This window comes from Synechococcus sp. M16CYN (assembly GCF_040371545.1).
GTDB lineage: Bacteria > Cyanobacteriota > Cyanobacteriia > PCC-6307 > Cyanobiaceae > Parasynechococcus.
The window spans coordinates 599532-612540 of record NZ_AP029048.1 but is presented as its reverse complement, the minus strand read 5'-3'; the positions used below and the strand labels follow the sequence as shown (position 1 = coordinate 612540).

Annotated in this window: 13 protein-coding genes; 6 read left to right on the top strand and 7 right to left on the bottom strand. The window is 49.7% G+C overall.

Annotated elements, in window-relative coordinates; genetic code table 11:
* Positions 1-35: 35 nt before the first annotated feature.
* Together ABWV55_RS02870 and ABWV55_RS02865 are read right to left on the bottom strand one after the other, a co-directional pair.
* Entirely contained in the window at positions 36-263 is a 228-nt protein-coding gene (locus ABWV55_RS02870) for a hypothetical protein (RefSeq protein WP_353292214.1), read from the bottom strand.
* A 627-nt stretch (positions 264-890) separates the two neighbouring features.
* Entirely contained in the window at positions 891-1289 is a 399-nt protein-coding gene (locus ABWV55_RS02865; RefSeq protein ID WP_353292213.1) for a Rid family detoxifying hydrolase, read from the bottom strand.
* A 17-nt stretch (positions 1290-1306) separates the two neighbouring features.
* Here ABWV55_RS02865 and ABWV55_RS02860 point away from each other — a divergent pair, with 17 nt between their 5' ends.
* Entirely contained in the window at positions 1307-2425 is a 1119-nt protein-coding gene (locus tag ABWV55_RS02860; RefSeq protein WP_353292212.1) for an ABC transporter ATP-binding protein, read from the top strand.
* Here ABWV55_RS02860 and gloB read toward each other — a convergent pair.
* Positions 2391-3140: a hydroxyacylglutathione hydrolase gene (gloB, locus tag ABWV55_RS02855; protein WP_353292211.1), complete on the bottom strand. Its 750-nt coding sequence runs from the start codon at positions 3138-3140 to the stop codon at positions 2391-2393. The genes ABWV55_RS02860 and gloB overlap by 35 nt on opposite strands.
* Positions 3141-3181: 41 nt before the next feature.
* Between gloB and hisG the strand changes: the two genes are divergently transcribed.
* The 3 genes from hisG to ABWV55_RS02840 are packed head-to-tail and all read left to right on the top strand — an operon-like array spanning position 3182 to position 6107.
* Positions 3182-3832 (top strand): ATP phosphoribosyltransferase, encoded by a 651-nt coding sequence (hisG, locus tag ABWV55_RS02850; RefSeq protein WP_353292210.1) that lies wholly within the window; start codon positions 3182-3184, stop codon positions 3830-3832.
* Positions 3832-5610: an ABC transporter ATP-binding protein gene (locus tag ABWV55_RS02845; RefSeq protein ID WP_353292209.1), complete on the top strand. Its 1779-nt coding sequence runs from the start codon at positions 3832-3834 to the stop codon at positions 5608-5610. The genes hisG and ABWV55_RS02845 overlap by 1 nt, the downstream gene beginning before the upstream one ends.
* Positions 5607-6107 (top strand): GNAT family N-acetyltransferase, encoded by a 501-nt coding sequence (locus ABWV55_RS02840; RefSeq protein ID WP_353292208.1) that lies wholly within the window; start codon positions 5607-5609, stop codon positions 6105-6107. The genes ABWV55_RS02845 and ABWV55_RS02840 overlap by 4 nt, the downstream gene beginning before the upstream one ends.
* 9 nt (positions 6108-6116) lie before the next feature.
* Here the strand turns inward: ABWV55_RS02840 and ABWV55_RS02835 are convergent, their stop codons facing one another.
* The 3 genes from ABWV55_RS02835 to ABWV55_RS02825 are packed head-to-tail and all read right to left on the bottom strand — an operon-like array spanning position 6117 to position 8564.
* Positions 6117-6803, bottom strand: coding sequence for a TIGR04283 family arsenosugar biosynthesis glycosyltransferase (locus tag ABWV55_RS02835; RefSeq protein ID WP_353292207.1), 687 nt, complete (start codon positions 6801-6803; stop codon positions 6117-6119).
* Positions 6791-7432 carry a TIGR04282 family arsenosugar biosynthesis glycosyltransferase gene (locus ABWV55_RS02830; protein ID WP_353292206.1) on the bottom strand — a complete coding sequence of 214 codons (642 nt, stop codon included), beginning with the start codon at positions 7430-7432 and terminating at the stop codon, positions 6791-6793. Before ABWV55_RS02830 ends, ABWV55_RS02835 begins: the two co-directional genes overlap by 13 nt.
* A 1-nt stretch (position 7433) precedes the next feature.
* On the bottom strand, positions 7434-8564 hold the full coding sequence (locus tag ABWV55_RS02825; RefSeq protein ID WP_353292527.1) for a trypsin-like peptidase domain-containing protein: 1131 nt from the start codon (positions 8562-8564) through the stop codon (positions 7434-7436).
* An 83-nt stretch (positions 8565-8647) separates the two neighbouring features.
* On the opposite strand from ABWV55_RS02825, the gene dnaA reads away from it, so the two are divergent.
* A complete protein-coding gene (gene dnaA, locus ABWV55_RS02820; RefSeq protein WP_353292526.1) occupies positions 8648-10039 on the top strand; it encodes a chromosomal replication initiator protein DnaA in 1392 nt (463 codons plus the stop codon).
* A gap of 185 nt (positions 10040-10224) precedes the next feature.
* Here the strand turns inward: dnaA and ABWV55_RS02815 are convergent, their stop codons facing one another.
* Positions 10225-11457 carry a glutathione S-transferase family protein gene (locus ABWV55_RS02815; protein ID WP_353292205.1) on the bottom strand — a complete coding sequence of 411 codons (1233 nt, stop codon included), beginning with the start codon at positions 11455-11457 and terminating at the stop codon, positions 10225-10227.
* Positions 11458-11616: 159 nt separating this feature from the next.
* On the opposite strand from ABWV55_RS02815, the gene gorA reads away from it, so the two are divergent.
* The gene (gene gorA / locus ABWV55_RS02810) at positions 11617-12978 is read left to right on the top strand and encodes a glutathione-disulfide reductase (protein WP_353292525.1); all 1362 of its coding nucleotides are present in this window, start codon (positions 11617-11619) and stop codon (positions 12976-12978) included.
* Positions 12979-13009: the final 31 nt, after the last annotated feature.

The window sequence follows — 13009 nt, the reverse complement described above, 5'->3', positions numbered from 1 at the left end:
GTATTGAATCGATTACTCTTAGTATAAATATCTTATTATTCTACCTGCTTTAACCTTTTTAATTTGGCTACAGTCTCGTCTTCAGCACGTTCTCTTAAAACCCTTTTAGAAATACTCGCCACAGTAACTCCCTGTAAATTTCTTAAAATGACGGAGTCAACCCCATCTGTACTCTTTGCAAGATCAATATCCTTTGCTGATTGTATCTTTCCTGTAGTAATCGCAAATCTAATGGCTGAATCAAACTTTGTAGAATCTGACATTGTTTTTTACTAGTTTAGTCTAGATATATATGGTAGTTAACCTCTTATTATTCTTAATAGATTTATCTTAAGCTTTTTCTTGTTTTCTCGTTATAAAACTATGCATACTTTACTAATTTTTGGCAACACTACTTCAGGCTATAAATATTCTACAATTGAATACAAGATTTTAACTGTAAAAATTTTACGTATCTTAATCTAACCAAATTTTATGAAAAATCAGCAATATTTGTGAGTCTTGACGATTTGGTGCTTATGTCATTTAACATATATTTATGTTTGCTTAAATCACTTGAGTCTGATAATGATAAAATAATGTATACTTGAGGCTATTTATTATTGATCTAAAAATTAAAAAAAATAACAACTTATATTGACGAATTCTAAAACTCTTAATAATCAGATTGTCTGCTTCGGATTTGTACTCTGAAGTGATACTAAAATGAAAATTAATCTTACTAGCATTCTTGAGCATATTTAGTGTGGTTTTCCCTAACCATTAAGTTCAAATTGTGGTTGCCGCAAGATTTCTATCTTTTCATAGAGCTTACAGGAGAGTTTTCATATTGTTAAGCAATCTAAATTCCCTGCTTTTAATAGGTGGCCCCAAATGAAGTGTTCAGTAATTTATCCCAACCAAGCGACGCAATCAATCTCCACTTTAGCCCCATTTGGTAAGGCAGCGACCTGAACGCAAGCACGGGCCGGACTGACTCCCACTTTGAACATATCCGCATAAATCTCGTTCACAATCCTAAAATCAGCTAAATCAACTAGAAATACTGTCGTCCGTACGACTTGTTTCAGAGATGCTCCTGCCTCAGTTAACACAGCCACAAGATTTTTAAAAACCTGATGGGTCTCGGCACCTACATCACCGTTGCCAACCATTTTTCCTGTGCTTGGTTCAAGCGATATTTGACCAGAGCAATAGAGCCAACCGTCAGCTAATACGGCCTGGCTGTAAGGCCCAATAGGTCTAGGTGCCGCTGATGCAGTGATGGCCTGAGCTTCTTGGTTTGGCATGACGAAAACACAGAATAATGGAGTTAGATCATCGCGTTTCGTCTTTGGAAAGGACCCTGGGACTAGTTGAACTTCGGGGCCTTTGGCATCGTTACGGGAAGCCTTCTGATGACTGGATTTTGCGTGGGATAGACCTTCAAATCAAGAAGGGCGAACTTGTAGGTTTGTTAGGCCCATCGGGTTGTGGAAAAACCACGCTACTCCGCTTGATCGCTGGTTTTGAACGGCCTAGTAGAGGATCCATTCACCTTCGACACCGTACTGTGGCTGGCCCCAACTATTGGCTGCCTCCCGAAAGACGTGGCGTTGGTGTGGTATTTCAGGATTATGCGTTATTTCCTCATCTCACCGCTTGGCAGAATGTATGTTTTGGCCTGCGTCCTGGCCAGGACAGAAGCCGTGCCATTTGGCTGTTGGACTTGTTGGAGCTTCAGGAGCTTAAAGAGCGCTACCCGCATCAGCTCTCTGGTGGACAGCGTCAGCGTTTGGCCCTTGCGCGTGCACTGACTCCAGCACCTCAGGTGGTGCTTCTTGATGAGCCTTTCTCTAACCTCGACGTGGAGGTGAGCCTTCTCTTGCGTAGTGAGCTTGCTTCTTTATTGCAAATATGTGAGACGAGTGGTCTTCTTGTAACCCACGATCCAGAGGAGGCTCTCGCGATTTGTGATCGTGTTGCTGTAATGCGCGATGGTGTGTTGCACCAATTCACAACACCCCAGGATTTAGTCGGTAACCCAGCCACACCCTTTGTGGGCCGTTTTGTACTTCAAGGAAATTTGCTACCTGTTTGGCCAGGTGAAGATGGTTTGTTGCACTGTTGTCTTGGTAGTCTTGTTAGTCCCTCAGGGCTTTCATTAGAACCTTGGAGGAAAGACGCCAGTCTTCTTGTTGACCCGACTGCGATCAGCCTCCAACCCCAGCCTGACGCCGAGGCTTGTGTTGTGGGCCGTGAGTTTTACGGTCATGGCTGGCAGTTCCGTGTTCGAATAAACCACCAACAACTGCGTGTTACGCAACCCTTGGAACACGATTACAATCAAGGAATGCGTTGTCGCTTAGGATTCCGAAAGAGCGCCTCCGCCATTTTGTTTCCCCAACGACTCAGGCTGAATGCCACCGATCCTTATGGATCCTGAGATCGGCTAGTTGCTCAGCTGTCTTGGCTTGCATAAACAAATTAGTGCGCCGTTCTAAGCCAATGCTGCTTGGCAGACTGAGCCTGCCGCGGCGACGTAGCGCTTGTACCTCGAGATACCTCTTGGTGATGGCTATGTCTTCTGGACATCGCTCGATAGCCCAGCGCAAATTAGCCTCGGTGTATTCGTGAGCACAACAGACACGAGTTTGATCAGGCAACTTCGCCAACCGTCTTAAAGCTTGATGCATGTCCTGTGGAGTACCTTCAAACAATCGTCCGCACCCACCTGCGAAAAGGGTGTCGCCACAAAACACCAAAGGACCGATATCTTGATCCTCACATCGCTGGAGCACAAAAGCAATGTGAGCAGAAGTGTGTGCTGCCACATCCATCACGTCGAGACGTCGACCCAAAACGTTGACGGTGTCGCCATCAGAGACAGATATGGTTTGAAGAGGAATCCTTGAATGATCAGCAGCAGCAGCAATCACCTCTGCATCCGGCCAATACTGAAGGAGTTTTGGAGTTCCACCAATGTGATCATCGTGATGATGCGTTTGCAGTATCGCAATGAGGCATAATGCACGTTGTGTCAACCACTGTTGTACTGGGTCGGCAACAGCCGGATCAACAACAACAGCATTCTTACCTCGAATCCAGATCCAAACCACGTTGTCTTGTAAGACTGGCAGCGCATGAAGGGCAGAGTGCATAGTTAAAGTCCTGACTGATCGCTTTTATCAACGCTGGGTCTATGATCACCATTGCGTTGGCCAAGGGTGCGCTTCTGAAATACTCCGTGGCGCGTTTTGCAGCGGCGGATCTTGATTTTTCAGCTGTTCTTGATAAAAACAATCGCCAACTAATGGTCCCGACACCCTGCGGACGTGCTCGCGCTCTGCTGGTACGCAACGGGGATGTGCCCACCTATGTCTCATATGGACAAGCTCAACTAGGGGTCGTGGGATACGACGTTCTGAAAGAACACCAATTGCCTGTAGCTCAATTGGTGGATTTGGGTTTCGGTGCGTGCCGCATGTCGGTTGCGGTAAAGGCCCGTAGTGGTTACCGCCGTGCATCAGATCTCCCGGCGCATTGCCGTGTTGCCAGCAAATTCATTCATTGCGCTAGAGAATACTTCGACGCCCTAGATCTTCCCGTCGAATTGATTCATCTGAATGGTTCTGTAGAACTTGGCCCGATCACGGGTATGTCGGAAGCGATTGTTGACCTGGTGGCTACCGGTCGAACGTTGCGTGACAACGGCTTGGTCGAAATAGAAGAACTCTTTCAGTCAACTGCTCGTCTAGTGGGACATCCTTTATCGATGCGTCTTGATGGTGGAGCTTTGTTCGACATCGTTACCTCGATTCGCTCGGTTAAAACGAGTGAGGTCGTGTTCTGATGAAAGCTATAGGTGACTGGAAACGGGTTAGACGCTTAGGCCGTTATTTATCTCAAGATCGACGCCGGCTATTGATCACCCTCGCTCTTTTGGTGCCTGTTGCCCTCGCAGGGTCTATCCAACCATTGTTAGTCGGTCAAGCAATCAGTGTGTTGCGCCGGGAGCCCAGTCTACCTTGGCTATCGGAGTTGTCGGTAAATGATGCGATCCATACGATCATTGGCCTTTTATTGATTTCAGTGTTATTGCGGCTGGCCTTACAAGGCGTTCAGTCGTTCAACATTCAGGCCGTGGGTCAACGACTCACGGCTCGCATCCGTGAAGATCTATTTCGGCATGCCTTATCGCTTTCACTTCGCTTTCACGACAGTATGCCGGTTGGCAAGCTTCTGACCAGGCTCACCAATGATGTAGATGCTTTGGCAGAGGTGTTCGGCAGCGGGGCAGTCGGGGTGCTTGGCGATTTGGTGAGCTTGACAGTGATTGCCACCACCATGCTTTTAATCGAGTGGCGACTAGGGCTGCTCCTCTTAGTTACTCAAATTCCTGTCGCTCTTATTTTGCTTTGGCTTCAGGGCAGGTACCGAAAAACTAATTACAAAGTTCGGGAAGAATTGTCCCAACTCAATGCTGACTTTCAAGAGAATCTCCAGGGGCTTGAGGTTGTTCAGATGTATCGCCGAGAGCAGTTAAACAGCAAACGCTTTTCCCGAACTGGTGCGGTCTATCGCAGCGCTGTGAATAGGACGATTTTTTTTGATAGCAGCATTTCCGCCTTCCTCGAATGGGATGGCCTCGCTGCTGTCACCTTAGTGCTTACCGTCGGTGGTTGGATGGTCACTAGCGGTGTCATGGGATTGGGCACACTCACCACATTCATCATCTACGTGCAACGTCTTTTTGATCCTTTGCGTCAGCTAGCTGAACGGTTCACTCAGATACAAGGAGGTCTAACAGCCGTAGAAAGAATTGGCGAATTGATGGAAAAGCCTCTGGAAATCCTTGAAGCCCGTGATGCGACACCTCTCAAGGCTTTGAGTGCCGGAGAGTTAATCTTCGAAAATGTCAGCTTTTCTTATCGCCCTAACGACCCCATCTTGCGCAACCTCTCTTTTCGCATTGCTCCTGGAGAGCACGTGGCCCTTGTAGGACCAACCGGGTCAGGTAAATCTACAGTGATCCGATTACTTTGCCGTCTTTACGAACCGCAGAAAGGACGTATTCTTCTTGATGGTCGTGATATTCGTTCGATCCCAATAGCAGACCTTCGCCGCCAGTTGGGGGTTGTTCTTCAAGACACCTTTCTGTTCAGCGGCAATGTGGCAGACAATCTGCGTCTTGATGCCGATGTAAGCGATGAAAAACTACGAAGAATCTGTTCAGATCTCGGACTCGATGAGCTGCTTAGTCGCTTACCGCAGGGGCTCGAAACAAAGTTGCGCGAACGCGGCGGCAATCTCTCCTCGGGTGAACGCCAACTACTAGCCGTCGCACGGGTAGCGATTCGCAACCCCGCGGTGCTGATTATGGATGAAGCAACGGCTTTCATGGATTCCTCGACGGAAGCAACACTGCAACGAGACCTTAATCGGTTGCTGCAGAAGAGAACGGCTGTTGTAATTGCACATCGACTCGCCACAGTTGAAGCTTCGGATCGAATTCTTGTACTCAAAGGGGGAGAATTAATCGAACAAGGAACCCACGTAGAGCTGCGAGCCAACGGTGGTCTCTACGCTCAATTAGCCGATCTGCAAGAGCGAGGGCTTGTCAAATTATGACACCTTTGCAAGTACCTGCGGGATCATTACTGCAGCAATACGGCGAAGCAGCAAGGCTTTGTGCTTGCTCGAATGATCAGCTCACTTTGATATTTAGTCAAACAAAACCTTTCGACTTGGTCGAATTGGAACGTTTGCTCGAAGCCGTGGGTTGGAGCCGCCGTCCAATGCGGCGAGTTCGAAAGGTTTTGTATAATAGTCTGCTCAAAGTGGGTTTATGGCGACATGACCCGCGGGTGCCGCGATTGGTAGGTTTCGCTCGTTGCACAGGCGATGGGATCTTTGAGGCTACTGTTTGGGACGTGGCTGTCCATCCCCTCTATCAAGGCAATGGTTTGGGTAAACAGATGATGACTTACATTCTTGATGCTTTAAACCAAATGGGAACAGAACGAGTAAGCCTGTTCGCTGATCCAGGGGTGGTGGACTTTTATCGGCGTGAGGGATGGGATTTGGAGCCCCAGGCCCATCGGTGTGCCTTTTGGTATGCCGGCTGAGCATTTGGTTTAGCTCCTGTAGACTTCTAAGAGTTGGTCTGGGCTATCACCATTAGTCCAACGCTGTCGTAGTTGCGCATTACGCCAAGCTGTTTTCAGCACACCCCTCTTTTTCCAACTCCGTCCACTAGTAGTAAGAGCACACCCCAAAATTCCGATCCGGCTGATTCGCCGTAGCCTTAACACCAGGTCAAGGTCTTCCATCAGCGCCAACGGTCGGTACCCTCCCGACAAGTCGTACAAACTACGATGGATCAGAAGACCTTGGTCTCCGTACGGTATCTGTTTCCAACGACTGCGAATATTCACGCACCACTCCAGCAACTGCAGCATCGGTCGCCGTTCATCAATGCGAAAGGCAAAGGTCCAAGCCGCGCGGCGAGGAAGGCAGCAGGCTTGGACCTTTGCGACTTGATTAACCCAGTCGACGCTCAAGCGGCTGTCGGCATGCAGCACTAATAGCCAGCTGTTTTGTGCAAACTGAATTCCCCATTTCAGTTGTTGACCTCGCCCCTTGATTGGACTCTGCACAGCGATGGCCCCTCCTTGAAGGGCCACCTGGATAGTTCGATCTGTACTGCCACCATCCACGACAATGATTTGTGAACTATCTCGCCACCGATGCAAATCTGCCAATAGAAGAGGAAGGTACCTCGCCTCATTGAGGGTAGGAATCACCACACTTAGCCCTGCCATCGACTCAAATCTGTAAGGCGATCAAGATCACTACGCTGTGCGATTGAAGCGGTACGCAAACCATTGTGCTTAGCTTGCGTCATGGTGACATCCAGTACGTTGGCCTTACCCCAAGGAATTCCTACTAAAGGCCAGTGCTGTGGGCGATATATCAAGCTTGGTCCAAATCCAATTAACCAATAACCTCCGTCGTCTGTGGGACCAATCACTAGATCCTTCGTCTGAAGGTGTGCTATGGCCGATCGAAGATCAACAGCATTTAGGTCTGGTAAATCGGTCCCTATAAATAGGGTGCTGAGTTTGCTGTGCCGTGCTGATAGAAGCTGGCGCTTAATCCGGCAACCTAAACTGCCACCTCCTTGCAGTTGTATATCACTTAGGCCAAGATTTTGACCCCATCGACGGGCGGCTTTAAGCTCAAGTCCACTAACCGCCAAAGTTGTTTCGATTTCCCCGTTGGCCTCCATAAGGGAAAGTACCCTGGCAGTATGGATACTCAGCTGGCGTTGGATGCGCATCACACACTCACCGGCTTGAAGCAGCCCAGAGTGGTGTTGCAGATCAGACTCTAAACGCCGCTTACAGCGGTTTGGTGCCGGCCAACGAGCCATCACTACGACACGCGGCACCTTAATTGCGACGCGGTAGTTCTTTCGGCCGCACTTCCACCGTAATCTCATTGCCATCACGTCTCAGCCTAAGTAGCATCGGCCTTCCCACTTGACCACGGTCGACAGCTAGTTGCACCTCTGTAGAATTTCGCACGGATTTCCCATCAACACCTAGGATTAGGTCGCACCGGCGAATATCAACTTTCGCAGCGGGTGTATTTGGCACTACATCCGTTATCATGACCCCGTTAAATTTTGGCACCTTACAGCCGCTGCCCGCAGCATTGATTTCTTCAGCCAGTCGCGGCGTCAGGTTGCGTAGTTGGATGCCAATGAAGGGGTGGGACGCTTGTCCCGTACTCACAATTTGCTGAACAATGCGCTTGGCAAGATTAACCGGTACAGCAAAGCTGAGACCTCCTCCCGGTGCTGTCCTGATAGCTGTGTTGATGCCGACTACTTGGCCGACCGCATTGATCAGCGGCCCGCCGCTGTTCCCTGGGTTTACGGCTGCATCAGTCTGGATGTAAGGCACGCGTTGGCCTTCTCCCACGGCATTAGTTCGATCGACGGCGCTAATAATCCCTGCTGTCACGGTATTATTGAGGCCGAAGGGGTTACCGATGGCAATTGCCCATTCCCCTGGTCTCAGGTTGTCAGAGTTGCCTAGAGAGGCTACCGGCAGACTATCGGCCACCACCTTCACCACCGCCACATCCGTAATGGGATCTCCTCCGAGTACCTTTCCCTTGAAGCTGCGCCCATCTGGAAGAGTGACAGCAACTTGATTAGCCCCACGGACGACATGTTCGTTAGTCAAAATCAAACCGTTACTGCGTATAATGAAGCCAGATCCCTGTCCCTGCTGACGCTGTGTAGACGGTCCGATTCCAAAAATGCTGTTGAGAGAGTTGTTGACCTTCTTTACAACGTCAATTTGAACAACGGCTGGTCCTACCCGATCTACTGCTCTCACAATCACATTTTCTCCCGGTTGCAGCGGTGCGCTTTGTGGCTTGTCGTTCACCACAACAGGAGGGGTCAACTGTGAGCTGTCGTGACGCAATCCCAGTTGAGATTTGATCAAGCTGCACGAGGACAGTGTTGTACCGATCAGAGCAAATCCGACCCAGCGAAGAAGATAATTCATTGTGACTGTTTCGCTGCTGCAGTATTTAAAACCGCCAGAGCTCGTCAACATGCGTAGATTCGCCATTTAAAAGCATGGCGGTTTTGGTGCAAACGGGCGACGAGCTTTGGTCCAAAGTGCGACAGAAATTGCAAGACAAGCTCAGCAAGCCTACTTTTGAGACTTTCATCCGTCCTACTGGATGCAGCGGCTTTATCGATGGCGAATTGAAACTGTTAGCGCCCAATCCCTTCACTAGTGTTCGCTTACGCCAACAGCTGCTTCCTACTATTGCTGAGATGGCTAGCAGCATCAGTGGTAGAGCTATTCAGGTAACCGTACTCTCCGAAACAGTCTTGACTAGGCCTAAGTCAGTTGCCAATGCGGCCCTGACAGAAGGTAATAAGGCTACTGAAATTCTCAGAGATTTGAATCCGGTACGACTCAGTGAACAGCGCCGACAGTTGCCAGCACTTAATCCTCGCCATGTATTTGGACGATTTGTCGTGGGTCCGAATAGCCGCATGGCCCACGCAGCCGCTTTAGCGGTAGCAGAAGCTCCTGGTCACGAGTTCAATCCATTGTTCATTTGTGGAGGTGTGGGTCTAGGAAAAACCCATTTGATGCAAGCCATCGGTCACTACCACCTTGAAATCAAGCCCGACGCACGGGTGGCGTATGTGTCGACTGAAACATTCACAAATGATCTGATCCAAGCGATTCGCAAAGACGGTATGCAGGCTTTTCGCAACCGCTATCGTGCTGCTGACCTGATTTTGGTGGATGATATCCAGTTTATTGAAGGCAAGGAATACACCCAGGAGGAGTTTTTTCATACCTTCAATGCCCTCCATGAGGCTGGCCGTCAGGTAGTCATCGCTAGTGATCGTCCACCCAGCCAGATCCCTCGCTTACAACAGCGCCTGATCTCTCGCTTCCAGATGGGGCTTATTGCCGATATTCAATCTCCTGATCTAGAGACGCGGATGGCAATCCTTCAGAGGAAGGCCGAGCAAGAGAAAATGACTTTACCCAGAGATCTTATTCAGTACATAGCTGGACGATTCACATCCAACATACGTGAATTAGAAGGAGCACTTACCCGTGCTGTGGCTTTTGCTTCGATCACAGGGCTGCCTATGACCGTGGAATCAGTGGCACCGATGCTCGATCCAACCGATCAAGGTATGGAGGTGTCTCCTCAGCAGGTTATCGATAAGGTTTCTGAGGTGTTTGCCGTCACTACAGAGGAAATGTGCAGTAGTACTCGTCGACGCACCGTTAGTCAGGCGCGTCAAGTGGGAATGTATCTGATGCGGCAAGGCACAGATTTAAGTCTCCCTCGAATCGGCGATACCTTTGGCGGCAAAGATCACACGACGGTGATGTACGCTATTGGGCAGGTAGAGAAGAAATTAGCCACAGATCCACGGTTAGCTAGTCAAATACAAAAGGTGCGCGATCTGCTACAAATTGATTCCCGAAGCAAACGTTGAATCAAGTCGCTATCTAATAGGGCCTATTGCACTGCAAGCGTTTTCTCAGTGCATCAGAAATTTGCAATATTTGAGATATGAATAAAGCAGATCCGAGCTAGCGTGCGGGGAGTCTTAGTGCAATTTGGTAAACATAAACTGGGGCGACGCGCCTGCTCACAAAAAATGTCCCTATTGTAGTTTCGTCATTGTCGGTTTAAAAAGTCTCTGGGGTCTTGATCAAAGCGGTCACGCACGCCTAGTCGTTTGGCTTGTTGGGGTCCATCCAGCGCAGCAGTGACCTCCAAAGCTTGGCGCAAGAGGCGTCCCGCAGGTAAAGGCATGTCGCGTGGAACTGAAATTCGATCGCGTAAGTGACGTAATGCGGCTGCACAGCCCCGGGGTGGTTGACAAGCATCACTAGTTATGAGGCAAGTGAGTGCACAACGTAAAGGGAGGTCAAACCCTTCGCTGCCTAACGGGTTGCGTCTCAGCAACTGTCGCCGATGCCGCAGCACCCTCCCCAAAGCTATGGCAGCCTGACCACAATTGCTATCTTCCGGCCAAACGGCTTCGTCCTCGCCTAGTCCTTCTCCGCGATCGATTCGAGCTGCGAGATCAGCAGCGAGTGGCGTGTCGTCTGTCCAGCACCCCCCCATTTGTGGCGGTAGATCGTGAACGTGGGTGTGCATATCGCTCTGAGTGCCTCGGTAGCTGTCTAACGACTCCAGAGCGCGGAACCAACGATCGATGTAGGGGTGTTCACGTCGCAGCCGATACCCCTTATAGTAGGCTAGGGAGGCATTCATCCGCTCCAAATAAGGAACAAACACTAGATCGATCGTTCCAAGCTCGTCACTTCGAAGCCATGGACCAGGGGTGGTTTCTAGTTCTTTTTCAAGGCGCTGGGCGATTTTTTTGAACTGTTCCTTCGCCTGCTTTTGCTGATGAAGTGTCAGCCCGGGCGTACAAAGCCAAATGCACCAGGCACGAAACAATAACCGTTCTAATTGGCGTAGTTCCAGGGAATTGCGATCAACCATAGAATGGCCAAGAGGTCCAAATTTTTCCTCGAGACAAAGCAAGATCGAATCACTTTCCGTAACCAATTGCCCGTCAACTTCAAGAGCTGGAAGCATGCCAGAGGGAACTTTTCTCAAAAACCAGGGTTCCTTGGTTCCATAGCAACGCATAGTGACCTTGTGAACTATGTAGGGAACCCGTTTAAATTCCAACCAAAGCCAGATCTTTTGACAGTAAGGACACCAAGCATGGTGATCTCGATAGAGGATAACTCGTACGCTTTGAAAATCGTGACCAAATAAACGCAGATTAGATTGAGCATTCGTAACTCCCTGTACGCGCTCTTGTTCAGGGGCAGCACGTCTCAACAGCTCTTGCCAGCTCAACGGATTGGCGAAAGCTAAAGGAGAGAACATAAAGAAAAAAGCAAAGGCTCCGCCAGCTCAATAGTGTAACTTGGTATGTAATTATTCCTTGGGTTCAATCTTCCAACCGGCAATCATCAAAATTTTTCTTCACTAATCAACTCATCTCTAAACCGATAATTAACGGGAATGTAAGCAGTGACGCTACCCATGGAATCGCCTTTTGATCTTGTTGTGCTTGGGGCCGGTTCCGGCGGTTTAGCGGCGGCAAAGCGGGCGTCACGTTATGGTGCCAAAGTAGCGATTGTTGAAGGCGATCGCGTTGGCGGCACTTGTGTAATTCGCGGTTGTGTACCGAAAAAGCTACTCGTCTACGGAGCTCAAGCGCGTCATCAGCTGAGGGACGGTTCTGCGTACGGCCTCACTCTTGGTACTGTTCGATCCGATGTATCCGAACTCTTCCGACGTGTACGTGCGGAGGTCGATCGGCTCAACGCATTACACCTTGACTTTCTCGACAAAGCGGGGGTTGAACTAGTGACCGGGTGGGGGCAATTCATGGATCCCAATACCATTGGGATCTCGGTCGAACGTGGCGGTGCTGTGGAGAGGCAACTATCTGCAGCCAAGTTCTTAATCGCTGTGGGTGGGCGGCCGGTTCGCCCAGAGATTCCCGGGATTGAGTACACTTGGGTGAGTGATGACATATTCAAGCTCACCGATCTCCCCAAACGCATGATCGTGGTAGGCGCAGGTTTCGTCGCCTGTGAATTTGCGTGCATCCTTCAGGGCTTGGGAGTCGCCATCACCCAAGTGGTGAGAGGTCGCCGCTTGCTTCGAGGGTTTGACGAGGAACTAGCTGCTGCCGTACTTGACGGGATGCATGAGAGCGGTATTGAGGTACTGTTCAGAAGCAGTGTAGCTGCCGTAAGGGGAACATTTGGTCAGCTCAGTGCGCTTCTCTCCGAAGGAGGCAGCGTGCCCTGTGATGCAATTCTAATGGCCACTGGACGAAGGCCTTGGCTCCAAGGACTCGGGCTTGAACGTGCTGATATTGCAGTACAGGAGGGACGAATACAGGTGGATGCAGAATCCCGCACGTCAATGGCTCATATTTATGCGGTTGGAGATGTTACTGATCGAGTAAATCTTACTCCCGTCGCCATCGATGAGGGTCGAGCTTTCGCCGACAGTGTTTTCTCAAATCGTCATCGAAAGGTCGACCATAACTTGGTTGCGAGTGCCGTGTTCAGTAATCCTGAGCTAGCCACGGTGGGACTATCTGAAGAAGATGCCATCGCCCGGTACAGCGCCGATGGAGTCTTGATATACCGCTGCCGCTTTCGATCGATGGCACGTGCTTTACCTGCTACAGGACCCCTTTGTTTACTCAAGCTGGTGGTAAGGCGTGAAACAGAATTGGTGCTTGGATGCCATATGGTGGGCGAACATGCAGCTGAAATTATTCAGATGGCAGCGATTGCCGTTGGTATGGGCGCTACCAAGGCTGATTTCGACCGAACCATGGCCTTGCACCCTTCCGTGTCAGAAGAGTTTGTCACCATGTCATAGGGTAAATGGGTCGACTGATTTGAACTATCAG